The 24,116-nt window shown below is 74.3% G+C and carries 26 protein-coding genes; 16 read left to right on the top strand and 10 right to left on the bottom strand.

Features of this window, described 5'->3' with window-relative positions:
• The first annotated feature begins 10 nt into the window (after positions 1-10).
• The 5 genes from ACZ462_RS28170 (at position 11) to ACZ462_RS28150 (ending at position 4,066) form a co-directional block, all read left to right on the top strand.
• Complete coding sequence (locus ACZ462_RS28170) at positions 11-739, top strand: type 1 glutamine amidotransferase (protein ID WP_467805306.1); 729 nt, start codon at positions 11-13, stop codon at positions 737-739.
• A gap of 204 nt (positions 740-943) precedes the next feature.
• Positions 944-1,969 carry a 6-phosphofructokinase gene (locus tag ACZ462_RS28165; protein WP_467805305.1) on the top strand — a complete coding sequence of 342 codons (1,026 nt, stop codon included), beginning with the start codon at positions 944-946 and terminating at the stop codon, positions 1,967-1,969.
• Positions 1,970-2,060: 91 nt separating this feature from the next.
• Positions 2,061-3,020 (top strand): cytochrome c oxidase assembly protein, encoded by a 960-nt coding sequence (locus ACZ462_RS28160; protein ID WP_467805303.1) that lies wholly within the window; start codon positions 2,061-2,063, stop codon positions 3,018-3,020.
• 32 nt (positions 3,021-3,052) lie between these two features.
• On the top strand, positions 3,053-3,211 hold the full coding sequence (locus ACZ462_RS28155) for a hypothetical protein (protein WP_467805302.1): 159 nt from the start codon (positions 3,053-3,055) through the stop codon (positions 3,209-3,211).
• Between the two features lie 144 nt (positions 3,212-3,355).
• Positions 3,356-4,066 carry a lysophospholipid acyltransferase family protein gene (locus tag ACZ462_RS28150; RefSeq protein ID WP_467805301.1) on the top strand — a complete coding sequence of 237 codons (711 nt, stop codon included), beginning with the start codon at positions 3,356-3,358 and terminating at the stop codon, positions 4,064-4,066.
• A 68-nt stretch (positions 4,067-4,134) separates the two neighbouring features.
• Here the strand turns inward: ACZ462_RS28150 and ACZ462_RS28145 are convergent, their stop codons facing one another.
• From ACZ462_RS28145 to ACZ462_RS28110, 8 genes are all read right to left on the bottom strand, one after another.
• Positions 4,135-5,796, bottom strand: a complete 1,662-nt coding sequence (locus ACZ462_RS28145; RefSeq protein WP_467805300.1) for an alpha/beta hydrolase — start codon at positions 5,794-5,796, stop codon at positions 4,135-4,137.
• A 196-nt stretch (positions 5,797-5,992) separates the two neighbouring features.
• Positions 5,993-6,784: an urease accessory protein UreD gene (locus tag ACZ462_RS28140; RefSeq protein ID WP_467805368.1), complete on the bottom strand. Its 792-nt coding sequence runs from the start codon at positions 6,782-6,784 to the stop codon at positions 5,993-5,995.
• The gene (gene ureG / locus ACZ462_RS28135; protein WP_467805299.1) at positions 6,781-7,467 is read right to left on the bottom strand and encodes an urease accessory protein UreG; all 687 of its coding nucleotides are present in this window, start codon (positions 7,465-7,467) and stop codon (positions 6,781-6,783) included. Before ureG ends, ACZ462_RS28140 begins: the two co-directional genes overlap by 4 nt.
• Before the next feature lie 30 nt (positions 7,468-7,497).
• Entirely contained in the window at positions 7,498-8,175 is a 678-nt protein-coding gene (locus ACZ462_RS28130; protein ID WP_467805298.1) for an urease accessory protein UreF, read from the bottom strand.
• Complete coding sequence (locus tag ACZ462_RS28125) at positions 8,175-9,896, bottom strand: urease subunit alpha (protein ID WP_467805297.1); 1,722 nt, start codon at positions 9,894-9,896, stop codon at positions 8,175-8,177. Before ACZ462_RS28125 ends, ACZ462_RS28130 begins: the two co-directional genes overlap by 1 nt.
• Positions 9,889-10,200, bottom strand: a complete 312-nt coding sequence (locus ACZ462_RS28120; protein ID WP_467805296.1) for an urease subunit beta — start codon at positions 10,198-10,200, stop codon at positions 9,889-9,891. Before ACZ462_RS28120 ends, ACZ462_RS28125 begins: the two co-directional genes overlap by 8 nt.
• 12 nt (positions 10,201-10,212) lie before the next feature.
• Positions 10,213-10,515 carry an urease subunit gamma gene (locus ACZ462_RS28115; protein ID WP_467805295.1) on the bottom strand — a complete coding sequence of 101 codons (303 nt, stop codon included), beginning with the start codon at positions 10,513-10,515 and terminating at the stop codon, positions 10,213-10,215.
• A gap of 262 nt (positions 10,516-10,777) precedes the next feature.
• Positions 10,778-11,230, bottom strand: coding sequence for an ATP-binding protein (locus tag ACZ462_RS28110; protein ID WP_467805294.1), 453 nt, complete (start codon positions 11,228-11,230; stop codon positions 10,778-10,780).
• Positions 11,231-11,427: 197 nt separating this feature from the next.
• Here ACZ462_RS28110 and ACZ462_RS28105 point away from each other — a divergent pair, with 197 nt between their 5' ends.
• Positions 11,428-12,312: a helix-turn-helix domain-containing protein gene (locus ACZ462_RS28105; RefSeq protein ID WP_467805293.1), complete on the top strand. Its 885-nt coding sequence runs from the start codon at positions 11,428-11,430 to the stop codon at positions 12,310-12,312.
• An 11-nt stretch (positions 12,313-12,323) separates the two neighbouring features.
• Complete coding sequence (locus ACZ462_RS28100) at positions 12,324-12,545, top strand: DUF397 domain-containing protein (RefSeq protein ID WP_467805292.1); 222 nt, start codon at positions 12,324-12,326, stop codon at positions 12,543-12,545.
• 27 nt (positions 12,546-12,572) lie between these two features.
• On the opposite strand, the gene ACZ462_RS28095 is transcribed toward ACZ462_RS28100, so the two are convergent.
• Positions 12,573-13,757: an 8-amino-7-oxononanoate synthase gene (locus ACZ462_RS28095; protein WP_467805290.1), complete on the bottom strand. Its 1,185-nt coding sequence runs from the start codon at positions 13,755-13,757 to the stop codon at positions 12,573-12,575.
• A 155-nt stretch (positions 13,758-13,912) separates the two neighbouring features.
• Here ACZ462_RS28095 and bioB point away from each other — a divergent pair, with 155 nt between their 5' ends.
• The 9 genes from bioB to ACZ462_RS28050 all read left to right on the top strand — a co-directional run bounded on the left by bioB (position 13,913) and on the right by ACZ462_RS28050 (position 23,672).
• On the top strand, positions 13,913-15,148 hold the full coding sequence (gene bioB / locus ACZ462_RS28090; RefSeq protein ID WP_467805289.1) for a biotin synthase BioB: 1,236 nt from the start codon (positions 13,913-13,915) through the stop codon (positions 15,146-15,148).
• A complete protein-coding gene (locus ACZ462_RS28085) occupies positions 15,141-16,454 on the top strand; it encodes an adenosylmethionine--8-amino-7-oxononanoate transaminase (RefSeq protein ID WP_467805287.1) in 1,314 nt (437 codons plus the stop codon). Before bioB ends, ACZ462_RS28085 begins: the two co-directional genes overlap by 8 nt.
• Before the next feature lies 1 nt (position 16,455).
• A complete protein-coding gene (bioD, locus tag ACZ462_RS28080; protein WP_467805285.1) occupies positions 16,456-17,211 on the top strand; it encodes a dethiobiotin synthase in 756 nt (251 codons plus the stop codon).
• A gap of 271 nt (positions 17,212-17,482) precedes the next feature.
• Complete coding sequence (locus ACZ462_RS28075; protein WP_467805284.1) at positions 17,483-18,832, top strand: hemolysin family protein; 1,350 nt, start codon at positions 17,483-17,485, stop codon at positions 18,830-18,832.
• Positions 18,829-19,854 (top strand): hemolysin family protein, encoded by a 1,026-nt coding sequence (locus ACZ462_RS28070; protein ID WP_467805283.1) that lies wholly within the window; start codon positions 18,829-18,831, stop codon positions 19,852-19,854. Before ACZ462_RS28075 ends, ACZ462_RS28070 begins: the two co-directional genes overlap by 4 nt.
• A 68-nt stretch (positions 19,855-19,922) precedes the next feature.
• Complete coding sequence (locus ACZ462_RS28065) at positions 19,923-20,714, top strand: SGNH/GDSL hydrolase family protein (protein ID WP_467805281.1); 792 nt, start codon at positions 19,923-19,925, stop codon at positions 20,712-20,714.
• A 71-nt stretch (positions 20,715-20,785) separates the two neighbouring features.
• Complete coding sequence (gene purB, locus ACZ462_RS28060) at positions 20,786-22,219, top strand: adenylosuccinate lyase (protein ID WP_467805280.1); 1,434 nt, start codon at positions 20,786-20,788, stop codon at positions 22,217-22,219.
• Positions 22,216-22,779, top strand: a complete 564-nt coding sequence (gene mug / locus ACZ462_RS28055) for a G/U mismatch-specific DNA glycosylase (RefSeq protein WP_467805366.1) — start codon at positions 22,216-22,218, stop codon at positions 22,777-22,779. The genes purB and mug overlap by 4 nt, the downstream gene beginning before the upstream one ends.
• A 68-nt stretch (positions 22,780-22,847) precedes the next feature.
• Positions 22,848-23,672 carry a hypothetical protein gene (locus ACZ462_RS28050; protein WP_467805279.1) on the top strand — a complete coding sequence of 275 codons (825 nt, stop codon included), beginning with the start codon at positions 22,848-22,850 and terminating at the stop codon, positions 23,670-23,672.
• Here ACZ462_RS28050 and ACZ462_RS28045 read toward each other — a convergent pair.
• Complete coding sequence (locus tag ACZ462_RS28045) at positions 23,669-24,103, bottom strand: hypothetical protein (protein WP_467805278.1); 435 nt, start codon at positions 24,101-24,103, stop codon at positions 23,669-23,671. The genes ACZ462_RS28050 and ACZ462_RS28045 overlap by 4 nt on opposite strands.
• Between the last annotated feature and the right edge of the window lie 13 nt (positions 24,104-24,116).

Raw genomic sequence — 24,116 nt, 5'->3', positions numbered from 1 at the left:
GACCAAGAGCATGAGCGACAACAGCCTGCGCCTGGTGTGGGTCTACCCCGACCTGCTCAGCACGTACGGAGACCAGGGCAACGTTCTCGTGGTGGAGCGCCGGGCGCGCCGGCGCGGCCTGGACGTCCAGCGCGTGGACGTGCGCAGCGACCAGCCGATCCCGACCTCGGGGGACATCTACCTGATCGGCGGCGGCGAGGACCGCCCGCAGCGGCTCGCCGCCGAGCGCCTGGTGCGCGACGGCGGCCTGGAGCGGGCCGTCTCGAACGGGGCGATCGTCTTCTCCGTGTGCGCCGGCTACCAGATCCTGGGCAACGAGTTCGTCAACGACGTGGGCGAGCGGCAGCAGGGCCTCGGCCTGCTGGACGTCGTCACCGTCCGCGGCGAGGGCGAGCGCTGCGTCGGCGACGTCCTGGCGGACATCGACCCGCAGCTCGGCCTGCCGCAGCTGACGGGCTTCGAGAACCACCAGGGCGTCACGCACCTCGGCCCCGGCGCCAAGCCGTTCGCCCGCACCCGCCTGGGCCGCGGCAACGGCACGGGCGACGGCACCGAGGGCGCGTACAACGAGACGGTGTTCGGCACGTACATGCACGGCCCCGTCATGGCCCGCAACCCGCTCATCGCGGACCTGCTGCTGAAGCTGGCCCTCGACGTGAACGCGCTGCCGCCCATCGACGACCGCTGGTACGACGCGCTGCGCGCGGAGCGCATCGCCGCGGCGACGCAGCCCGCGTGACCCCGGCTGCGTAACCCCGGGTACGCCCGGCGTTCGGCCCGGATTCCCCTCGGGGGGTCCGGGCCGATGTGCGTTCGTACGAGGAAGCCGACCACCATGCGGAGGATGGTTCGGTCCGGCGCCGATCCGCTAGTAGGGTGACGGGTAGTTCCAACCGGACGACGTGGTCCGGTCGTCGGCCCACGTTGCAAAGGTCTTCCTGCCATGCGCATTGGTGTGCTCACTTCCGGTGGCGACTGCCCCGGCCTCAACGCCGTCATCCGTTCCGTCGTGCACCGCGCCGTCGTCGACCACGGCGACGAGGTCATCGGCTTCCACGACGGCTGGCGCGGGCTCCTGGAGGCGGACTACCGCAAGCTCGACCTCGACGCGGTGGCCGGCATCCTCGCCCGCGGCGGCACCATCCTCGGCTCCTCCCGCGTCCAGCCCGCGCACCTGCGCGACGGCGTGGAGCGGGCCCGCGGCCACATCGCGGACCTCGGGCTGGACGCCGTCATCCCGATCGGCGGCGAGGGCACGCTGAAGGCGGCGAACCTGCTCTCCCAGGCCGGCCTGCCGATCGTGGGCGTGCCGAAGACCATCGACAACGACATCGCGTCGACGGACGTCACCTTCGGCTTCGACACGGCCGTCGGGGTCGCCACCGAGGCGCTGGACCGCCTGAAGACGACCGCCGAGTCCCACCAGCGCGTGATGGTCGTGGAGGTCATGGGCCGCCACACCGGCTGGATCGCCCTGCACTCCGGCATGGCGGCCGGCGCGCACGCCATCGTCGTGCCCGAGCGGCCCTTCGACATCGAGGAGCTGGCCGGGATCGTCGGCGAGCGCTTCTCCGCGGGCAAGCGGTTCGCGATCGTCGTCGTCGCCGAGGGCGCCAAGCCGCGGCCGGGCACCATGGAGTACGCGGAGGGCGGCACCGACCAGTACGGCCACGAGCGCTTCGCCGGGATCGGCAACATCCTGGCGGTGGAGCTGGAGCGCCGCCTGGGCAAGGAGGCCCGCCCGGTCATCCTGGGCCACGTCCAGCGCGGCGGCACCCCGACCGCGTACGACCGGGTGCTGGCCACCCGCTTCGGCTGGCACGCGGTGGAGGCCGCGCACCGCGGCGAGTTCGGGATGCTGACCGCGCTGCGCGGCACGGAGATCGAGATGGTGCCGCTCGCCCGTGCGGTGGAGAGCCTGAAGACGGTCCCGGCGGAGCGCTACGACGAGGCGCAGACCGTCCTGTGACGTTTCTCCCGTTCTGTCGCCGCCCCCGGACGCAAGCGCGTACGGGGGCGGCACTACTGTGGTGGGGCACCACGGTCAAGGGAGTGAACAGATGGATCACAGCGGTCACGGCTCGGGCATGCACACGCACATGGACCTGCCGCCGTTCACGCTGGGCCGTGCTCTGGAGTTCTCCTTCGACGCGTTCTTCCTGATCGGCTCGCTCGCCGGCCTCGCGCTCTACCTGTGGGGCGTGGTGCGGCTCAAGCGGCGCGGGGACGCCTGGCCCGCGGGCCGGACCGTCGCCTTCTGCGCGGGCGTGCTGAGCGTGGCGCTGGTGATGTGCACCAAGCTCAACGACTACGGCATGGTCATGTTCAGCGTGCACATGGTGCAGCACATGGTGATCAGCATGCTGTCGCCGATCCTGCTGCTGCTCGGCGCCCCGGTGACGCTCGCGCTGCGCGCGCTGCCGCCGGCCGGACGCGGCCGCAAGGGCCCGCGCGAACTGCTGCTGGCGCTGCTGCACAGCCGGTACATGCGGGTGGTCACCCACCCGGCGTTCACCATCCCCATGTTCATCGCCAGCCTCTACGCCCTCTACTTCACCCCGCTCTTCGACTTCCTGATGGAGAGCAAGCCCGGTCACATCGGGATGATGGTCCACTTCCTGGCCGTCGGCCTGGTCTTCTTCTGGCCGATCATGGGCGTGGACCCGGGCCCGCACCGCCCCGGCTACGTGATGCGCATGCTGGAACTCTTCGCCGGGATGCCGTTCCACGCCTTCTTCGGCATCGCGCTGATGATGGCGAGCGAGCCGATGATCAAGACCTACAGCAACCCGCCGGCCTCGCTCGGCATCGACCCGCTGCTCGACCAGCAGTGGGGCGGCGGCATCGCGTGGGCCTTCAGCGAGATCCCCTCGGTGCTGGTGCTGATCGCCCTGATGTACCAGTGGTACCACTCCGAGCAGCGGGCGGCGAAGCGCGCCGACCGGGCCGCGGACCGGGACGGCGACGCCGAGCTGGAGGCGTACAACGCCTATCTGGCGTCGCTCCGCGCGCGTCAGTAGCGCGCGGGCGCCTTCGCGCGCCACCATGGGGCATGACCGGTTCCGTCAAGGCGATGGCCGCCATGACCTTCGCCGCCCTCGTCGCTGTCGCCACCTACTCCGTGGCCCTCGGCAGCAACGGCTGGCTGTGGTTCGGCTGGGTGGTGCTGGTGCTCCTCACGGCGGCCATGGGCGCCTCCCGCAGCGGCTGAGCGGCGCCCGCGCGCCACGGCAACGGCCCGCCGCGGCCGTGCCCGCCGCCGTGCCCGCGGCCGTGCCGCCGCGCGGGCGCAGGTCCGGCGCCCGTCCCTCCGTACGATGGCGGTGACGACGGGACGGGGCGACGGGAGCTGCCGGTGTTCTACCTCTTGCTCAAGCACGTGTTCCTGGGTCCGCTGCTGCGGCTGCTGTTCCGGCCGCGGATCGAGGGGCTGGAGTACGTACCGGACGAGGGGGCCGCGATCGTCGCGGGCAACCACCTGTCCTTCTCCGACCACTTCCTCATGCCCGCGGTCCTCAGGCGGCGGATCACCTTCCTCGCGAAGGCCGAGTACTTCACGGGGCCGGGGCTGAAGGGGCGGCTGACCGCCTTCTTCTTCCGCAGCGCCGGCCAGATCCCCGTCGACCGGTCGGGGAAGGAGGCCGGCCGGGCCGCGCTGCGCGAGGGGCTGGAGGTGCTCTCCCGCGGCGAGCTGCTGGGGATCTACCCCGAGGGCACCCGCTCGCACGACGGGCGGCTGTACAAGGGCAAGGTCGGGGTGGCGGCGATGGCGCTGGGTGCCGGGGTGCCCGTGGTGCCGTGCGCGATGGTCGGGACCTTCGAGGTGCAGCCGCCGGGCCGGAGGATCCCGAGGATCCGGCGGGTCACCATCCGCTTCGGCCGGCCGCTGGACTTCTCCCGGTACGCCGGGATGGAGGGCGAGCGGGCGGTGCTGCGCGCCGTGACCGACGAGATCATGTACGCGATCCTGGAGCTGTCGGGCCAGGAGTACGTCGACCGGTACGCCGCCGAGGTGAAGGCGGAGGCGGAGGAGGCGCGGAAGACGGCCCGGCGCAGGACGCGCTGAGCCGCTTCCGTGCGGGCGCCGCGCCCCGCGGCGGCGGACCGCACCGCCGCCGCGGGGCCGGGCCGGGGTCACCGGACGGCGGGCAGCTCCTCGCGGGGCGGGAACTGCGCCGCGGGGTCCTCGGCGAGCGACCGCGCGGCGGCCGGGGCCGGTGCGACCGGGGTGGCGTGCGGGTCGCAGACCACGTCCCGGGCGTCGGTCTTCCCGTGGAGCAGGTAGGCGTCGACGCGGGTGTTGATGCAGGGGTTCACCAGGCTCGTGACGCCGTGCGAGCCGGCACCCCGCTCGGTGATCAGGCGCGAGCCGGCGAGGCGCCGGTGCAGCTCGACGGCGCCCCGGTACGGGGTGGCGGCGTCGCGCTCGGACTGGACGACGAGGACGGGCGGCAGGCCGCGGCGGGCGCCGACCTCGATCGGGGTGTGCTGCTTGGACCCCCAGGTCGCGCAGGGCAGGTTCATCCAGGCGTTCGACCAGGTGAGGAACGGGTACTTCGCATGCAGCGCGGTGTTGTCGCGATCCCACCCGGCCCAGCTGGTCGGCCACTTGGCGTCGGTGCACTCGACGGCGGTGTAGACGGCGTTGCCGTTCTCCGCGGCGGCGTTGCCCTGGGCGTCGGACATGTCCGGGGTGATCGCCTCGATCAGCGGCTGCGGGTCGCCGGCGGCCCAGGCGCTGAACGCCTGGGCGACCGGCACCCAGGAGGAGTCGTAGTAGGGGGCGGCCTGGAAGAAGTTGATGAGCTCTGCCGGGCCGGCGACCCCGCCGAGGGGGTTGGCCTTGGCCTGGGCGCGCAGCTGCTGCCACTTGGCCTCGACCGCGGCGCGGGTGGCGCCGAGGCGGAAGGCCGCGTCGTTCTGGGCGACCCAGTCGAGCCAGTCGTTCCAGCGGGTCTGGAAGGCGACGTCCTGGCCGAGGTTGGCCTCGTACCAGATGTTCTCCCGGGACGGGTCGACCACGCTGTCGACGATCATGCGGCGCACGTGGGTCGGGAAGAGCGTGGCGTAGACCCCGCCGAGGTAGGTGCCGTACGAGACGCCGAGGAAGTTCAGCTTCGGCTCGCCGAGGGCGGCCCGGATGACGTCCAGGTCGCGGGCGCTGTTCGGGGTGGTCATGTGCGGCAGCATCTCGCCGCTGCGCTCCTTGCAGCCGTCCGCGTACTCGGCGGCGAGCTTGCGCTGGGCGGTCTTGTCGGCCTCGGTGTCCGGGACCGGGTCGGCCTTGGGCACCTTGGCGAACTCCTGCGGGTCGATGCAGGAGATGGGCGCCGAGTGCCCGACGCCGCGCGGGTCGAAGCCCACGAAGTCGTACGCCTTGGCGGTGTTCACCCAGAGCGGTGACTTGGTCGTCGACCTGCGGGGGAAGCGCATGCCCGAGCCGCCCGGGCCGCCCGGGTTGTAGACGAGGGCGCCCTGGCGCTCCTCCTTTGTGCCGGTGCTGACGGCGCGGTCGACCGCGAGGTCGATGGTCTTGCCGAACGGCTTGGCGTAGTCGAGCGGGACCTTGACCCAGCCGCACTGGATCGGGGCGGCGAGGCCCCAGTCGGCCGGGCAGTCCGTCCAGTCGATTCCGGCGCGTGCGGCGCGGGCGGCCGCGATCTGCACGCCGAGCGCCTCCGGAACGGTGCCGCCCCCGGACGGCGCGGCGGCGGCCGGCGGGGCGAGCAGCAGCCCGGCGGCCAGGGCCGCGGTGATGGAGAAGGCGGCGCTCCCCAGCGCCGCTTTGCTTGTCACGTGGTCGTTCCCCCTGCATCGTGCGGCCCGTCCGAGGTCGGCCGGGCCGGGTCGGGTTGGTCGTGCGCGTGCCAGCAGGATCCTTTCGCCTGACCCGCACCTGACAACAGGCCACGGTCGGGTTCTTTGCCAACCCGATAACCGGACAGGCGGACACCGCTGAGCGGTACCCCACCGTCCCAGGCTGGCCCGCCGCTCACCGGCCGTACGTACGACACGCCGCATCGAGCACCCGGCGCAGAGCGAGGGCGTCCGGCGCGAGCGCCGAGACCAGCACGGCGGGTCCGGCCAGCGGCACCGCCACGGCGTACTCCCCCAGCGCCGCAGGCGCCGGCGGCGCCGCGGCGAACTCCGCGTCCACGACGAGGAGCTGGCCGACCGCCCGGTGCCCGGCCAGCCCCGCCGGCCCGTCCCAGCCGCCGGGCGCGCCCGGCCCGCAGGCCAGCTCCTGGTCGAGCAGCGGCCGGCCGTCCAGGTCGGCGGTGAGCCGGCTCCGCAGCAGGCCCGGCTCCTCCCCCGTGCGCCCCAGCACCTGCTCCTCGCGCAGCACCAGCCGCGCGCCGGTGGCGAGTTCGACACGGGTGTGCACCCGCAGGTCGCTGCCGCGGACGGAGACGAGCGGCTCCGGGAGCCAGCGGACCGCCGCCCCCGGGGCGACGGCCAGGCGCACGGCGTACCGGGCGGGCGCGCCGCCCCGGCCGGGCAGGGCGAGCGTGGCGGCGGCCGTGCCCAGGGCGAGCCGCGCCCCCGGGCCGGCCTCGGCGTCGACGGCGAGGCGGTCGCCGCCGAGCGGGGCGCTCATCGCGCCGACCAGCATGACGGCGGCCTCGCCGCGGGAGCCGGCACCGGACCGGACGCGGCGCAGCGCCAGCGGCCCCTCCCCGGCGAGGACGGGCAGGGCGGTGCCGCCGCGGCCGTCGGCGGCGGCGCGGATCCGGGCGGTGGCGCGCACGCCCGCGGGCGCCGGGGCGGGCGGCGCGCCGGTCACCGTACGGCCCAGGCGGCGTACTGCTCGCGGACCCACGCGGCGACGGGGGCGACGCCGTCCGCTCCGCGCAGCGACTGGAAGACGACGGGCAGCGCGCCGCGCTGCTCGGCGGCGTCGCGGGCCATGCGGTCCAGGTCGGAGCCGACGTGCGGGGCCAGGTCGGTCTTGTTGACCACCAGCAGGTCGGCGGTGGTGACGCCCGGGCCGCCCTTGCGGGGGATGTCGTCGCCGCCGGCCACGTCGATGACGAAGACCTGGGCGTCGACGAGGCCGCGGGAGAAGGTGGCGGTGAGGTTGTCCCCGCCGGACTCGACGAGGATCAGGTCCAGCGGGCCGAGGGCCTCCTCCAGTTCCTCGACCGCCTCCAGGTTCGCGGAGATGTCGTCGCGGATGGCGGTGTGCGGGCACGCCCCGGTCTCGACCGCGCTGATCCGCTCGGGCGGCAGGACGGCTTCGCGCAGCAGGAACTCGGCGTCCTCGCGCGTGTAGATGTCGTTCGTGACGACGGCCATGGACAGCTCGGCGCGCAGGGCCCGGCACAGCGCGGCCACCGTCGCCGTCTTGCCGGAGCCGACGGGTCCGCCGAGCCCGATGCGCAGGGCGCGGCGGGAGCCGTCCGTGCGGAGGGGCCCGGCGCCGAGGGTGTGGCGCTCGGGGTAGGCGGTGCCGTGGTCGAGGTGCATACGGTCTCCGGGGAGCGTGGCGGGAAGGGGTCAGGAGGCGAACAGCCGGACCGGCCAGGCGGCGTGGGCCTGCGCGGTGATCTCCAGCAGGGGCGAGGAGGCGGCGGGCAGGGCGCCGGGGCCTTCGGTCTGCGCGGCGCGTGCGGCCGCCTCGGCGCGGCCGGCCACGGCGTCGGCCTCGCCGGCGAGGCGCGCGAGCACACCGCTCGCCTGGAACGGGTCCAGGCCGAGCAGCCGCACCGCCGCGGTCGCGGGCCCGCTGATGCTCTCGTACGCCGCCACGTGCGCGGCCTCGGCGGGCCCGAGCCCGGCCGCCCGCGCGGTGGCGCCCAGGACAACCGGCTGGTGGGCACCGCGGGGGAACGCCGCGGCCAGCGCGTCGAGTTCGGCGCAGGGCCAGGTGGCGCGCGCGGCGCGCAGGAGCTGCCGGCCGAGCCGGCGGGCCGCGGTGCGCAGGGCGGGCGCGGGGGTGCGGGCGTCGGCGGCCGCGTCGAGGAGCGCGGTGTCGAGGCCGAGGGCGGCGGCCGCGGCGAGGCCGGCGGAGGTGATCCCGGCCGTGTGCAGGCGGCCGCGGCAGTACTCCTCCAGGGAGGCGGCGTCGCGGATGCGGCCCGCCTTGCAGGCGGCCTCGGCGCCGCCGGAGTGGGCGTGCCCTCCGGCGGGAAAACGGCCGTCGGCGAGGACGAGCAGGGCTGCGAGGCCGCCCATCAGAAGAGGAAGTACCGCTGGGCCATGGGCAGTTCCGCCACCGGTGCCGGCTCGACCGCCTCGCCGTCGATCGTCACGGTGAAGGTGTCGGCGTCGACCTCGACACGCGGCAGGGCGTCGTTGTTCCGCATGTCGGCCTTGCCGGTCGTGCGGGTGCTGTCGACAGCCGCGAAGCGCTTGCCGAGGCCGAGGCGTTCGGGCAGGGCGTCGTCGAGTGCGGCCTGCGCGGTGAAGTTGAGTGAGTTGAGGGCGGGGGCGCGGCCGTGGGCGCCGTACATGGGGCGGGGCAGCACGGGCTGGGGGGTGGGGATGGAGGCGTTGGCGTCGCCCATCTGCGCGTAGGCGATCTGCCCGCCCTTGATGACGGTGTCGGGTTTGACGCCGAAGAAGGCGGGCCGCCACAGGACCAGGTCGGCGAGTTTGCCGGTCTCGACGGAGCCGACCTCGCGGGCGATGCCCTGGGCGATCGCCGGGTTGATCGTGTACTTGGCCACGTACCGGCGGGCGCGGTGGTTGTCGGCGGGCCCGTCGCCGGGGAGGAAGCCGCGGCGCCGCTTCATCACGTGCGCGGTCTGCCAGGTGCGCATCACGACCTCGCCGATCCGGCCCATGGCCTGGGAGTCCGAGGAGATGATCGAGATGGCCCCGAGGTCGTGCAGGACGTCCTCGGCGGCGATCGTCGAGGGCCGGATGCGGGACTCGGCGAAGGCCAGGTCCTCGGGGACGGCCGGGTTGAGGTGGTGGCAGACCATCAGCATGTCGAGGTGCTCCTCGACCGTGTTGGCGGTGTGCGGGCGCGTGGGATTGGTGGAGCTGGGCAGCACGTACGGCTCGGACACCACGGTGATGATGTCCGGTGCGTGCCCGCCGCCCGCGCCCTCGGTGTGGTAGGCGTGGACGGTCCGGCCGGCGATCGCGGCGAGGGTGTCGGCGACGAAGCCGGCCTCGTTGAGGGTGTCGGTGTGCAGGGCGACCTGGGCGCCGGTCTCCTCGCAGACGCCGAGGCAGGTGTCGATCGCGGCGGGCGTGGCCCCCCAGTCCTCGTGGATCTTGAAGCCGACCGCGCCGCCGCGCAGCTGCGCGTGCAGGGCCTCGCGGGAGGTGGTGTTGCCCTTGCCGAGCAGGCCGATGTTGACCGGGTACGCCTCCAGGGCGGCGAACATCCGGGCGAGGTGCCAGGATCCGGGGGTGACGGTGGTGGCCTTGGTGCCCTCGGCGGGCCCGGTGCCGCCGCCGACGAGGGTGGTGACGCCGGAGGCGAGGGCCTCGTCGGCGAGGGTCGGGGAGATGAAGTGGACGTGGGCGTCGACGGCGCCCGCCGTGAGGATCCTGCCGTTGCCTGCGACGACCTCCGTCTCGGGGCCGATGACCAGGGCCGGGTCGACGCCGTCCATGGTGTCCGGGTTGCCGGCCTTGCCGATGCCGCAGATCCGGCCGTCGCGGATGCCGACGTCGGCCTTGACGATCCCCCAGTGGTCCAGGACGACCGCGCCGGTGATCACCGTGTCGGGGGCGCCCTCGGCGCGCGTCGTGCGGGCCTGGCCCATGGACTCGCGGATCACCTTGCCCCCGCCGAAGACCGCCTCGTCGCCGGAGCGTCCGGGGCCGCCCGCGAGGTCCTGCTCGATCTCGACGAACAGGTCGGTGTCGGCCAGCCGGATCCGGTCGCCGGCGGTGGGTCCGAAGAGGTCCGCGTAGGCGGCGCGCCCGAGCTCACCCATCGAGCGGCCCCCCGGTCTCCCCGCGCAGCCCCGGCACGGTGCGCAGCCCGCCGAGGGGGACGAGCGCCACCTCGACCGGGATGCCGGGCTCGAAGCGGACGGCGGTGCCGGCGGGCACGTCGAGGCGGAGTCCGCGGGCGGCCGTACGGTCGAACCGGAGGCCGGGGTTGGCCTCGGCGAAGTGGTAGTGGGAGCCGACCTGGACGGGCCGGTCGGCGGCGTTGAGGACGGTGAGGCGGGTGACGGGGCGGCCCTCGTTGAAGAGGACCGGGCCGTCGCCGTGGACGATCTCGCCGGGGATCACTCTGCGGGCCTCTCAGACGATCGGGTCGTGGACGGTGACGAGCTTGGTGCCGTCCGGGAAGGTCGCCTCGACCTGGACGTCGGGGATCATCTCGGCGATGCCCTCCATCACGTCGGCACGGCCGAGGACGGTCCGGCCGGAGGCCATCAGCTCCGCCACGGTCCGCCCGTCGCGCGCCCCTTCGAGGACGTGCACGGTGATCAGCGCGACCGCCTCGGGGTGGTTGAGGAGCACCCCGCGCGCCCTGCGCCGCGCGGCCACGTCGGCGGCCACGTGGATGAGCAGCCTCTCCTGCTCGTGGGGTGTCAGGTGCATGCGTGATCACCAAGCTTCCGGGAGGTGCGGACGGCGCCGGACGACGGTAGCGGTCCGCACCGCCGGTGTTGACCGGTGCTTTCCCCAGCCGGTCGGCTCTTTCCCGAAGGCGGCGGAGGCTTTCCGCCCCGACCACCGCCCCTTTGCCGGGGGTTGGGCGGTCGTTGGCGGAACCGGCCGACGGCGGCCCACGCTAGGGCCGGTGTTTTACCGCTGCGTTAACGCGTGTTTCGGGCGGGTGCCCGGTTCGGGCGCGGGCCGTTCAGCGGCTGCCCCCGCCGGCCGGGGCGTGGGCCCCGACCGGCCAGGGCAGGGCGATCCATACGGTCTTGCCGCCGTCCTCGGTGGGGCTGACCGAGAGCCGGCCGCCCGCCTCCGCGGTGAGCCAGCGGATGATCACCATGCCGCGGCCGTTGTCCTGCTGGACGGCGGCGGGCAGCCGCCGGGGCCACCGGGGGTGGCTGTCGGTGACCCCGATGCGGAGCCACTCCTCGCGCTCCAGGCGGAGCTCGACCGTGAAGGTGGGCGACTGCCCGAAGGTGTGCTGCACGGCGTTGGTGGCCAGCTCGGACACGATCAGCCGGACGCTGTCGGCGGTGTCGGCGCCGTCGGGCAGCCCCCATTCGGCGAGCACCTCGGCGACGTGGCGGCGGGCGGCGGCGACCGAGGCGGGTTCGCTCGGCAGAGTGACGGATGCTTCCTGGTGGTCTGCCATGGCGACGGTCCCTTTCCCACCGGGGCGTCACCGCCCCGGATCTGTGCTGGACGCCAGAGTGCCACCCATCGTCCCGCCGCTGCCGCCGTTCACCCGAGATCCGCATATATCTGTCGCCCAATGCGGTGAACTCTGCTACGGAAGAGCGTATTCGGACGGCAGACTGGTGCGAGCTGTGCCGGTGGAAGGAGGCGGGTATGCAGCATGGCCCCGCGGTGCGTCGGCGCAAGCTCGGAGAGGAACTGCGCGCGCTGCGCGACCGCACGGGACTGACCAGCGGCGAGGCCGCCCGGATCGTGGGGTGGCACCAGTCGAAAATCAGCCGCATCGAGACGGGCCGCAGTGGCGTGAAACCGGAGGACATCCGGCTGCTGCTCGACGCGTACGGGGACGCCGTCCGCCCCGAGCAGCGGGCTCTGCTGGAGGCGCTGTCGGTCTCGGCGGCCGGCCCGGGCCCGGGCGGCGGCACCGGCCGGGAGCGGCAGTGGTGGCACGACTACCGGGGCCTCCTGCCGCAGGAGTACCGGGACTTCATCAGCCTCGAGGCCGGCGCCCGCTCGGCCCGGACGGTGGAGCTGTCCGTCGTGCCGGGGCTGCTCCAGACCGCGGAATACGCACGTGCGGTCACGCGGGCCGCCCTCGGCGGGCTGCCGGAGCCGAAGGTGGACGCGCTGGTCGACGTACGGCTGGCCCGGCAGGCGGTGCTGCGGGCAGATCCGCCGCTGGAGCTGAGCGCGGTGCTCGACGAGGCGGTGCTGCGGCGGCAGATCGGGGGGCCGGGGGTGATGGCGGCGCAGCTGAGGCACCTGGTGGCGGTGGCGCGCCTGCCCCAAGTGCGGCTCCAGGTGCTGCCGTTCAGCGTGGGGGGTCATCTCGGCCTGACAGGACCGTTCGTCATTTTCTCATTTCCGAACATCGCCGATCTGGATGTGGTGGTCCTCGACCATTTGACGAGTAGCCTCTATCTGGAGCGGAAGGAAGACCTCGAGGCGTACAGCGCCGCGTTCCGCACCATCCAGGCGCACGCCCTCCCGCCCGAAGACTCGTCGGATCTCATCAGCTCACTGGCTGACGGCGCGTAAGGAGGCACCCCGTGTCCGCAACCCCCCTCTCCACAGGCGGACTTCTGACCAGCGCGACGTGGCGGCGGAGCAGCCGCAGCACCGGAATGAACAACTGCGTGGAAACGGCCTTGCTCTCCGGCGGCCTCCTGGCCGTCCGCGACTCCAAGCGGACGGACGGCCCGGCGGTGCTCTTCACCGGACCCGCCTGGAACGGCTTCCTCGCCTGCGTAGGGGCGTACGGGCCCGCCTGACCGGAACCGGGCCCGGCGGCTCCGCCGCTACGGCAGGTCCGCCGCCCCCTCGGGGGCGGTCCGCAGGATCACCGCGACGGCCCGCTCGATCTCCTCCCCCGTGAGATCGGCGCGGGCGGTCAGCCGCAGCCGCGAGACGCCGTCCGGAACCGACGGCGGCCGGAAGCACCCCACGGACAGCCCGGCCTCCCGGCAGTCGGCGGCCCACTGCAGGGCCGCCGGCGCCGAGGGGGCCCGTACGGACACCACGGCGGCGTCGGGCCGGGCCGAGGCCAGGCCGGCCGCGGTGAGCCGCCCGTGCAGCAGCGCGGCCACCTCGCGGGCCCGGGCGGCCCGCTCCGGTTCGCGGCGCAGCAGCCGCAGCGCCGCCAGCGCCCCGCCCGCGGCGGCCGGCGCGAGCCCGGTGTCGAAGATGAAGGTGCGGGCCGTGTTGACCAGGTGCCGGATGACCTTGGCCGGGCCGAGGACGGCCCCGCCCTGGCTGCCCAGGGACTTCGAGAGGGTCAGCGTTGCGACCACCCCCGGCGCCCCCGCCAGCCCTGCCGCGTGCAGGGCTCCCCGGCCCCCGTCGCCCAGGACGCCGAGCCCGTGCGCGTCGTCCACGACGAGGGCCGCGCCGGCAGCCCGGCAGACCTCGGCGTACCCGGCGAGCGGGGCGGCGTCCCCGTCCACGGAGAACACGGAGTCGGTGACCAGAAGGGCGCGGCCGGTGTGCGCGGCGAGCGTCTTGCGGGCGGCCTCCGGATCGGCATGCGGAACCACCGCGGTCTCGGCGCGGGAGAGGCGGCACCCGTCGACGATCGAGGCGTGGTTGCCGGAGTCGGAGGCGACGAGCGCGCCCCGGCCGCCGAGCGCGGTGACGGCCGCCAGGTTGGCCGCGTACCCCGAGGACAGCACCAGCGCGGCCTCGAACCCGCAGAAGCCGGCGAGCTCCCGCTCGAGCTCGGCATGAAGCTCGGTCGTACCGGTCACCAGGCGCGATCCAGTGGCTCCCGCCCCCCACTGCTCGGCCGCCGCGCACGCGCCGCGGACGGTCTCCGGGTGCCGGGACAGGCCGAGGTAGTCGTTGCTCGCGAGGTCCAGCAGGGGCGAGCCGGCGCTGCGGGGCCGCAGGGTCCGCACCAGTCCGGCCTGCTCACGGGCCCGCTCGGCCTCGTCGATCCAGGCGAACACGTCGGCGGAGGCGTCGGCCTCGCGGCTGGGCTGGGGCATGCGGGTCCTCGCGGTTTGTCGGCTGTCCACAGACGATGCCCGACCCTAGCGGCCGCGACTCGAGTGCCAGGTGTGGCGATACACACACTCCGTTCCGGCCATGTTGTGCGATCTCTCCTTGGCCGGGAGTGCTCACGTGGTCCAGGATCGGCGTCATGGACCTGCTGAACACCCTGGTGGACAAGGGGCTGCGGCGCGAGCTGCCGACCCGCGAAGAGGCGCTCGCCGTGCTGGCGACCTCCGACGACGAACTGCTCGACGTGGTGGCCGCGGCCGGCAAGGTGCGCCGCCAGTGGTTCGGGCGCCGGGTCAAGCTGAACTACCTCGTCAACCTGAAGTCGGGGCTCTGCCCCGAGGACTGCTCCTACTGCTCGCAGCGCCTCGGGTCGAAGGCGGAGATCCTCAAGTACACGTGGCTGAAGCCGGACGAGGCCTCGGCGGCCGCGGCGGCCGGCATCGCGGGCGGCGCCAAGCGCGTGTGCCTGGTGGCGAGCGGCCGCGGCCCGACGGACCGGGACGTGGAGCGCGTCGGCAAGACCATCGAGGCGATCAAGGAGCAGAACGACGGCGTCGAGGTCTGCGCCTGCCTCGGCCTGCTCTCCGACGGCCAGGCCGAGCGGCTGAAGGAGGCCGGGGCCGACGCCTACAACCACAACCTCAACACGTCCGAGGCCACGTACGGGAAGATCACCAAGACGCACACCTACGCGGACCGCGTCGACACCGTGCAGAAGGCGCACGCCGCCGGCCTGTCCGCCTGCTCCGGCCTCATCGCGGGCATGGGCGAGAGCGACGAGGACCTGGTCGACGTCGTCTTCTCGCTGCGCGACCTCGACCCGGACTCGGTTCCGGTGAACTTCCTGATCCCGTTCGAGGGCACCCCGCTGGCCGAGGAGTGGAACCTCACCCCGCAGCGCTGCCTGCGGATCCTCGCGATGGTCCGGTTCGTCTGCCCGGACGTCGAGGTCCGCCTCGCGGGCGGCCGCGAGGTCCACCTGCGCACCATGCAGCCGCTGGCGCTGCACCTGGTGAACTCGATCTTCCTCGGCGACTACCTCACCAGCGAGGGCCAGGCCGGCCAGGCCGACCTCGACATGATCGCGGACGCCGGCTTCACGGTGGAGGGCGCCGGCACGTCGAGCCTGCCCGCGCACCGCGCGGACGTCGCCGCTGCCGCTGCCGCCGCGCCGGCCGCGGCCGGGCACGGGCCGTGCGGTTCCGCGCCCGCCGAAGCCGGCTGTGGCTCGGCCTGCGGAGGCTGCTCGGGCCACGCGCACGCCGCCGAGGCCTCGCCCGCCGAGCCCGCCCAGGCGGAGCCCGGCGCGGTGCGCCCGGACCTGGTCGCGGTGCGCCGCCGGGGCGCCGGGACGGACCTCGCGCCCAATGCCTGACCGGCACCCCCCGCTGACGGCCGGCGAGCTGCTCGCGCTGGACCGGCAGCACGTCTGGCACCCGTACGGGCCGATGCCGGGGCGCCAGGAGCCGCTCGTCGTCTCCTCCGCCTCGGGTGTCCGGCTGCGCCTCGCGCAGCCGGCGCACGGCCGCGACGAGCTGGTCGACGGCATGTCCTCCTGGTGGTCGGCCATCCACGGCTACAACCACCCGGTGCTCAACAAGGCCGCGGCCGACCAGCTCGGCCGCATGGCGCACGTGATGTTCGGCGGGCTCACCCACGAGCCCGCCGTCCGGCTGGCCGCGAAGCTCGTCGAGATCACCCCGGAGGGCCTGGAGCACGTCTTCCTCGCCGACTCCGGCTCCGTCTCGGTCGAGGTCGCGGCCAAGATGTGCCTGCAGTACTGGCGCTCGCTGGGCCGCCGCGGCAAGACCAGGCTGATGACCTGGCGCGGCGGCTACCACGGGGACACGTGGACGCCGATGGCCGTCTGCGACCCCGAGGGCGGCATGCACGGGCTGTGGTCCGGCGTCCTGCCGCGCCAGGTCTTCGCGGACGTCCCGCCGGCCGGGTTCGACGCCCCCGTCGACCCGGCGTACGCGGACCACCTGCGGTCCCTGGTCGCGGCACACGCCGACGAGCTGGCCGCCGTCATCGTGGAGCCGGTGGTCCAGGGCGCGGGCGGCATGCGCTTCCACAACCCCGGCTACCTGCGCGTCCTGCGCGAGCTGTGCGACGAGTACGACGTCCTGCTCGTCCTGGACGAGATCGCGACGGGCTTCGGGCGCACCGGCGCCCTGTTCGCCGCGGACCACGCGGGCATCACGCCCGACGTGATGTGCCTGGGCAAGTCCCTGACCGGCGGCTACCTCACGCTCGCGGCCACGCTGTGCACGGAGCGGGTGGCGTCCGGGATCTCCCGCGGCGAGGTCCCGGTCCTGGCCCACGGGCCGACGTTCATGGGCAACCCGCTGGCCGCCTCGGTGGCGCTGGCCTCGGTCGAGCTGCTCCTCGGCCAGGACTGGCAGCGGGAGGTCAAGCGGATCGAGGCCGGGCTGCTGGAGGGGCTGGCCCCGGCCCGGGCGCTGCCTGGCGTCCTCGACGTACGGGTCCTGGGCGCGATCGGCGTGGTCCGGCTGGACCACGAGGTGGACATGGCGGCCGCGACGGCGGCGGCGGTGCGCGAGGGCGTCTGGCTGCGGCCCTTCCGCGACCTCGTGTACACGATGCCGCCGTTCGTGACGGACGACGCCGATGTGGCGCGCATCTGCCGCGCCGTGTGCGCTGCGGCCGGGGAGGGCTGAGATGGGCGTGATCGTGGTGTCCGGGACGGGCACGGAGATCGGCAAGACGGTGGTCACCGCGGCCGTCGCCGCGGCGGCGGCCGCCGAGGGGCGTTCCGTGGCCGTCCTCAAGCCCGCCCAGACCGGTCTGGAGCCGGGCGTTCCGGGAGATGCCGCGGAGGCGGCCCGGCTGGCCGGCCCGCAGGTGACGGCCGTCGAACTGGCCCGGTACCCGGAGCCGCTCGCTCCGGACACCGCCGCCCGGCGGGCAGGGATGGCGGCCGTCGCGCCCGAGGAGGTCGCGGAGGCCGCGGACAAGCTCGCCGCCTCGCACGACCTGGTGCTGGTGGAGGGCGCGGGTGGGCTGCTGGTCCGCTTCGACGAGGCGGGGCGCACCCTGGCCGACGCGGCGGCGCTGCTCGGGGCTCCGGTGCTGGTCGTCGCCCCGGCGGCGCTCGGCACCCTGAACTCCACGACGCTGACGGCGGAGGCGCTGCGGACCCGCGGGCTGTCCGCACTCGGCGTCGTGGTGGGCAGCTGGCCCGCCGCCCCCGACCTGGCCTGCCGCTGCAACCTGGCCGACCTGCCGTCCTCCTCCGGGCTCCCGCTGCTCGGCGCGGTCCCGGAGCGGTCCGGGGCGCTCCCCCCGGCGGAGTTCCGGGCGGCGGCGCCGACCTGGCTGGCGCCGGCGCTGTCGGGCACCTGGTCCGCGGAGGGCTTCCGGGCCGCCTGGGCGCCCGGCCCGGCGGCACCCGCGGGCGGGGCGCCGACGGCCTGAGGCGGGGGCGGCCTGCCCGTGCCGGCCGCCCCGCGCGCAGGCCCCCGTACACGGGCAGCCGCGCCACTTTGCCGGTCCTTTACCATGGTGGCAGAGCCGCGGCCCTGGCTGCCCGCCCGGTCGGCGGCTCGGACGAACCGCCGACCCGGCCCGTTCCGACCGGCACTCCCGACGAAAGGTGTGAGCGTCCGCCCATGGGCGAGCCCCCCAGTAGCCGACATCGCGCGCTGCCCCTCCTCCTGGCCGATCATGGGACGGAGGTGACGGACCGATGACCGAAGTGCTCCTGCTCGTCGTGGCGCTGCTGCTCTGCCTTGCCTGCGGGGTGTTCGTGGCGGCCGAGTTCTCGCTGACCACCGTCGAGCGCAGCGAACTCGAGCGCGCCGTCGAGCGCGGCGAGCGCGGCGCCGACAGCGCCCTGTCCGCCGTCCGCAGCCTGACCTTCCAGCTCTCCGGTGCGCAGCTCGGCATCACCGTGACCGGCCTGATCATCGGCATGATCTCCGAGCCGTCCATCGCCGCCCTGCTCCGCGGCCCCTTCGAGGCGATGGGCCTGCCGCCCGGCGCCGCCTCCTCCACCGCGTTCGTCCTCGGCACGGCCGTCTCGACCGTCGTGCTGATGGTGGTCGGCGAGCTGGTGCCGAAGAACTGGGCGATCTCCTCCCCGCTGGCCGTGGCCAAGCGGGTGGCGACGATGCAGCGGGTCTTCAGCCGGATCTTCCGGCCGTTCATCAGCCACCTCAACACCACCGCGAACCACATGGTGCACCGGCTCGGCATGGAGCCGGCCGAGGAGCTGGCCTCCGCCCGCACCCCGCAGGAGCTGGTGGCGCTGGCCCGGCACTCGGCGAAGGCGGGCGCGCTGGAGCGCGACACCGCCGAGCTGTTCGTACGGACCCTCAACCTGGCCGACCTGACCGCGGAGAACGTGATGACCCCCCGCGTCCAGGTCACCGCCCTGGACGTGCAGACCACCGCCGAGGACGTGGCCAACGCGACCCTGGCGACCGGGCTGTCGCGCTTCCCGGTCTACCGGGGCAGCCTCGACTCCGTGGTGGGAACGGTCCACATCAAGGACGTCCTCGCCCTGCCGGCCGAGGAGCGGCACCGCCGCCCCGTCTCGCAGCTGCTGCGCGCCCCCCTCTTCGTACCGGAGTCCCTGACCGTGGACCGGCTGCTGGACCGGCTGTCCGGTAAGCAGACGATGGCCGTCGTCATCGACGAGTACGGGGGAACGGCCGGAGTGGCCACCCTGGAGGACATCGTCGAGGAGGTCGTCGGCGAGGTCCGCGACGAGCACGACCCGCACGAGACACCCGACCTGGCCCCGGCCGGCCGGGACGGCGCCGGGCGCGAGCTGTACTCGGCGGACGGCTCCGCCCGCACCGACCAGCTGCGGCGGATAGGACTGCGCGTGCCGGACGGCCCGTACGAGACGCTGGCCGGACTGATGGCGACCGGCCTCGGCCGGATCCCCGCCGTCGGCGACAGCCTGGACCTCGACGGCTGGCGGCTCGACGTGGTCGACGCGAGCGGGCGCAGGGCCGCGCGGGTCCTGCTGCACGCACCGGACGACACCCGCGACGCCGCGGGCGACGAGGGCGGGGAGACCGCGCGATGACCCTGCTGCAACTCCTGATCGGCCTCGCGACCCTCGTCGTGAACGCCTTCTTCGTCGGCGCCGAGTTCGCCCTGATCTCGGTCCGGCGCAGCCAGATCGAGCCGCACGCGGAGCAGGGCGACCGGCGGGCCCGGTCCGTCCTGTGGGGCCTGGAGCACGTGTCGGCGCTGATGGCCGCGGCCCAGCTGGGCATCACGCTGTGCACCCTGGTGCTCGGCGCGGTGGCCGAGCCCGCCATCGCGCACCTGCTGGAGCCGCTCTTCGAACTCGTCGGAGTGCCGTCCGGACTGGTCCACGCGATCTCGTTCGTGATCGCGCTCACTCTGGCGACGTACCTGCACATGCTCTTCGGGGAGATGCTCCCGAAGAACGTGGCCCTGTCCGAGCCGGTACGGACGGCCCTGCTCCTCGGGCCGCCGCTGGTCGCGCTGACCCGGGCGCTCCGCCCGGTGATCTTCGCGATCAACGCCTTCGCGAACCTGCTGCTGCGGCTGCTGCGGGTCGACGCCAAGAACGAGGTGTCGGCGACGTTCTCCGACGACGAGCTGGCCCAGATCGTCAGGGACTCCAGCGAGGCCGGCCTGATCGACGACCGGGCGAGCGAGCGCCTGCACGACGCCCTGGAGCTCGGCCGACGACCCGTCACGGACGTCGTCCTGCCGTCGGACCGGGTCGTCGCTGCCGAGCTGGGCATCACCCCGGCGGGGCTGGAGGCGCTGTCGGCCTCCTCCGGCTACTCCCGCTTCCCGGTGGTCGACGCGCAGGCCCGGATCCTGGGCTACCTGCACGTCAAGGACGCGCTCGACGCGGACGGGCCGGAGCGGGACCAGCCGTTCCCGGTGGCGGCGCTGCGCGCCATCGCCCAGGTCCGGGCGGACACCCCGCTGGACGACGTGCTCACCGCGATGCGGCGCAGCCGGACGCACCTGGCGGCGGTCCTCGGCACGGACGGGGCGATGGCCGGCCTGGTGACGATGGAGGACGTCCTGCGCGAGCTGTTCGGCCGCCCCGCGTCGGCCTGAGCCCGAGCCCGTCCCGGCCCCGGGGTGCCCGGCACCCCGGGGCTACCGCGCGGTAGGCTCGCATCGCCATGGGGATCAATGCGTCTTACACCAGCTTCGTCGCGGTCGGCGACTCCTTCACCGAGGGGATGTCCGACCTGCTGCCGGACGGCTCCTACCGGGGATGGGCGGACCTGCTGGCCGCCCGCCTCGCGGCGCGCGAGCCCGGCTTCCGCTACGCGAACCTCGCGGTCCGGGGGAAGCTGATCGGCCAGATCGCCGCGGAGCAGGCCCCGGCCGCGGCGGCGATGCGGGCGGACGTGGTGACCCTCGTCGGCGGCCTCAACGACGCCCTGCGGCCCAAGGTCGACATGGGCCGGGTCCGCGGCCGCCTCGAAGAGGCCGTCGGTATCCTGGCCCCCTCGTGCCGGACGCTGGTGCTGATGCGCTCCCCCGGCCGGAACGGCCCGGTGATGGAGCGGTTCCGCCCGCGGATGGAGCAGCTCTTCGGCATCGTGGAGGAGCTCGCCGCCCGGCACGGCGCCGTCGTCGTCGACCTGTACGGCGCGGAGGTCCTCGGCGACCCCCGCATGTGGGACGTCGACCGGCTGCACCTGACGGCGGAGGGGCACCGCAGGGTCGCCGAGGCGGTGTGGCAGTCCCTGGGCCTGCCGGCCGAGGAGGACTGGCGGGCGGGCCTGCCGCCCGCGGTGCTCCCCGGCTGGGCGGCCCGCCGCGCGCAGGACCTCGGCTTCGCCCGGCAGCACCTGCTGCCGTGGATCGGCCGCCGGCTGACGGGCCGCTCCTCCGGGGACGGCCGGCCCGCGAAGCGGCCGGAGCTGCTGCCGTACGAGGCGGTCCCGGCCGAGCGGCCCTCGTAGCAAGCCACAAACAGGGACGGGGTCGCGACCTGCGTAAACGCACAGCACCCGCCCAAGTAGAATCCCTTTACGTGACAGCCAAGCCCCGCATCCCCAATGTCCTGGCCGGCCGCTACGCTTCCCCGGAGCTCGCCGTCCTGTGGTCCCCCGAGTACAAGGTCACGCTGGAGCGGCGGCTGTGGCTCGCCGTGCTGCGCGCCCAGAAGGACCTCGGCATCGACGTCCCCGACGCCGCCCTCGCCGACTACGAGCGCGTCCTGGAGGACGTCGACCTCGCCTCGATCGCCGAGCGCGAGAAGGTCACCCGGCACGACGTGAAGGCCCGCATCGAGGAGTTCAATGCCCTCGCCGGCCACGAGCACGTCCACAAGGGCATGACCTCCCGCGACCTGACCGAGAACGTCGAGCAGCTCCAGATCCGGCTCTCCCTCGAACTGGCCCGCGACCGCACCGTCGCCGTCCTTGCCCGCCTGGGCCGGCTGGCCGGCGAGCACGCCGAGCTGGTCATGGCCGGCCGCTCCCACAACGTGGCCGCCCAGGCGACCACCCTCGGCAAGCGGTTCGCCACGGCGGCCGACGAGCTGCTGGTCGCGTTCGACCGCCTGGAGGACCTGATCGGCCGCTACCCGCTGCGCGGGATCAAGGGCCCGGTCGGCACCGCCCAGGACATGCTGGACCTCCTCGGCGGCGACGCCGCGAAGCTCGCCGACCTGGAGCAGCGGATCGCCGCCCACCTCGGCTTCGCCCAGGCCTTCACCTCGGTCGGCCAGGTCTACCCCCGTTCCCTCGACTACGACGTGGTCACCGCGCTCGTCCAGCTGGCCGCGGCGCCGTCCTCGATCGCGAAGACGATCCGGCTCATGGCGGGCCACGAGCTCGTCACCGAGGGCTTCAAGCCGGGCCAGGTCGGCTCCTCCGCGATGCCGCACAAGATGAACACCCGCTCCTGCGAGCGCGTGAACGGCCTGATGGTCATCCTGCGCGGCTACGCCTCGATGACCGGCGAACTCGCCGGCGACCAGTGGAACGAGGGCGACGTGTCCTGCTCCGTGGTCCGCCGCGTGGCGCTCCCGGACGCGTTCTTCGCGTTCGACGGCCTGCTGGAGACCTTCCTGACGGTCCTCGACGAGTTCGGCGCCTTCCCCGCCGTGGTCGCCCGCGAGCTGGACCGCTACCTGCCGTTCCTCGCGACCACCAAGGTCCTGATGGGCGCGGTGCGGGCGGGCGTCGGCCGCGAGGCCGCCCACGAGGTCATCAAGGAGCACGCAGTCGCCTCCGCGCTCGCCATGCGCGAGCAGGGCGCCGAGCGCAACGAGCTGCTGGACAAGCTGGCCGCCGACGACCGGATGCCGCTGGACCGCGCCCAGCTCGACGCCCTGATGGCCGACAAGCTGTCCTTCACGGGGGCCGCCGGCGACCAGGTCGCGACGATCGCCGCCCGCGTCGAGGAGATCGCCAAGCAGTACCCGGAGGCCGCCGGGTACGCCCCGGGGTCGATCCTCTGACCCCGGAGGAGCTCCAGGCCGCCCGCGACCGCGTCGTTCCCGACGTGGTCGCGGGCGGCCTGCGCGTGCTGTTCTGCGGCATCAACCCCGGTCTCCTCTCCGCCGCGACGGGCCACCACTTCGCCCGCCCCGGCAACCGCTTCTGGCCGGTCCTGCACCTGTCCGGCTTCACCCCGCGCCGCCTGGCCCCGGCGGAGCAGGAGGAGCTGCCGGCCTACCGGCTCGGCATCACGAACGTCGTCGCCCGGGCCACGGCCCGCGCCGACGAACTGACCGCGCAGGAGCTCGTCGAGGGCGGCCGGATCCTCACCGCCAAGGTCGAACGGCTCCGCCCGCAGTGGCTGGCCGTCGTCGGCGTCACCGCCTACCGCACCGCTTTCGGGGAGCGCAGGGCCCTCATCGGCCCGCAGGAGCGGACCATCGGCCGCACCCGCATCTGGGCCCTCCCCAACCCGAGCGGCCTCAACGCGCACTGGACGGCGGAGACCATGGCCGCGGAGTTCGCCCGCCTCCGCGCCGCCGCAGCATCCCCCGCACCCGGCGACGAGGCACACACGTAGGGTGTGACGACACCGACGTCGGACAGACGAGCACGGCCGGTACCTGCGGCCACCGCGGGGAGGGCCATATGACCGTACTCCGACACTCCGTATCCGTCCTCGCCCTGGAACCCCGCCGACTCCAGGCGCTCACGCAACTGGTCCTCGACTTCACCGCCTCCACCCGGGCCGAGGGGCACGGGATCGTCCTGGACGACGGGCAGCCGGTCCCGGACCTGCGGCTGGTCAAGGGGCGGCATCTGCGGCCCGGCGCGCGGTACGAGCTGTCGGAGGCCGGGCCGTCCGGTACCACGGACCAGGTGACCGTGCTCGTCCGCGAGTGGCAGCGCCACAGCGCGATCGCCCTGGAACAGCGCCTCGTCTCCGACGATGCGACGGCGTGGATGGCTCTGCGACTGCGCACCCCCGACCGGCCGCGGCTGCTGGAGGTCGAAGGCCGGGTGCGGGGCCCGGAGGGATCGGGGGCGCTGCGCCGCGGGTCGGGACAGGCGCGACTCGACCTGGCCGCATGGTGGGCGGCGACCGGGCCCCTCTCCGGCACCGCGCCCGCGGCGCGGGCCCCGGCGACGGCCCGGCTCCAGCACCCGCTGTGCAAGGCGCGTCTGTCTCTGCGGCCGCAGCGGGCGGAGGGCGGACGCTGGCAGGTGGACGTCACCCTCACCGTGCGCGGGCGCTGGCTGCTGCGGCCGGTCGCCGCCATCGCCTTGGCGGTGGCCGGGCGCCCGGTGCGGCGGGGCTTCCGGTCGGCGGTGGAGCAGGCGGCCGACTCCTGGAACCGGTCGATCGCCGAACTGCTGGCGCTCTCCCCGGACGACCTCCGGGCCGAACTGGCAAGACACGCCACCGAGCAGCGGAACCCGGAGTCTCCGCAGGACGCCCCTGCCCCTGGCTAGGGCGGGTCGACGACGGTGATTGCCGCCATCAGCTGCGGCGAGTGGTCGGCCCCCCAGTGGGCCGCGTACACGGCGACCCACCGGTCCCCGGCCCGCCACAGGTGCAGGTGGTCGGCGGTGTCGCCTATCTCCCGCCAGGGCTCGGCGGTTTCCCCGCCGTCCTCCTTCAGCCGCAGCCCGGCCAGGCTGAACACGTCGGAGGCCCCCCAGCGCTCCTCCAGCCGCCGGACCAGCGCCCCGTACTCCGCGGCCAGCTGGTCCTCGTGCGCCGCGCGGTCGGCCGCGTCCTCGTCGCCGTACCAGCGGCTCGGGCCGAGCTCGGCCAGGTGGTAGCCGGGCCCGCTGGTCACGGCCCCGGACCGCACCCTGGCCTCCGAAAACCCCTGCGCGCGGAGCCGGTCGATGATCTCGAGATGCTCTGCCGTGGTCATCCCGTCAGTATCC

Source organism: Streptomyces sp. NPDC031121 (assembly GCF_055570615.1).
This window is presented reverse-complemented; position numbering and strand designations above follow the sequence as displayed.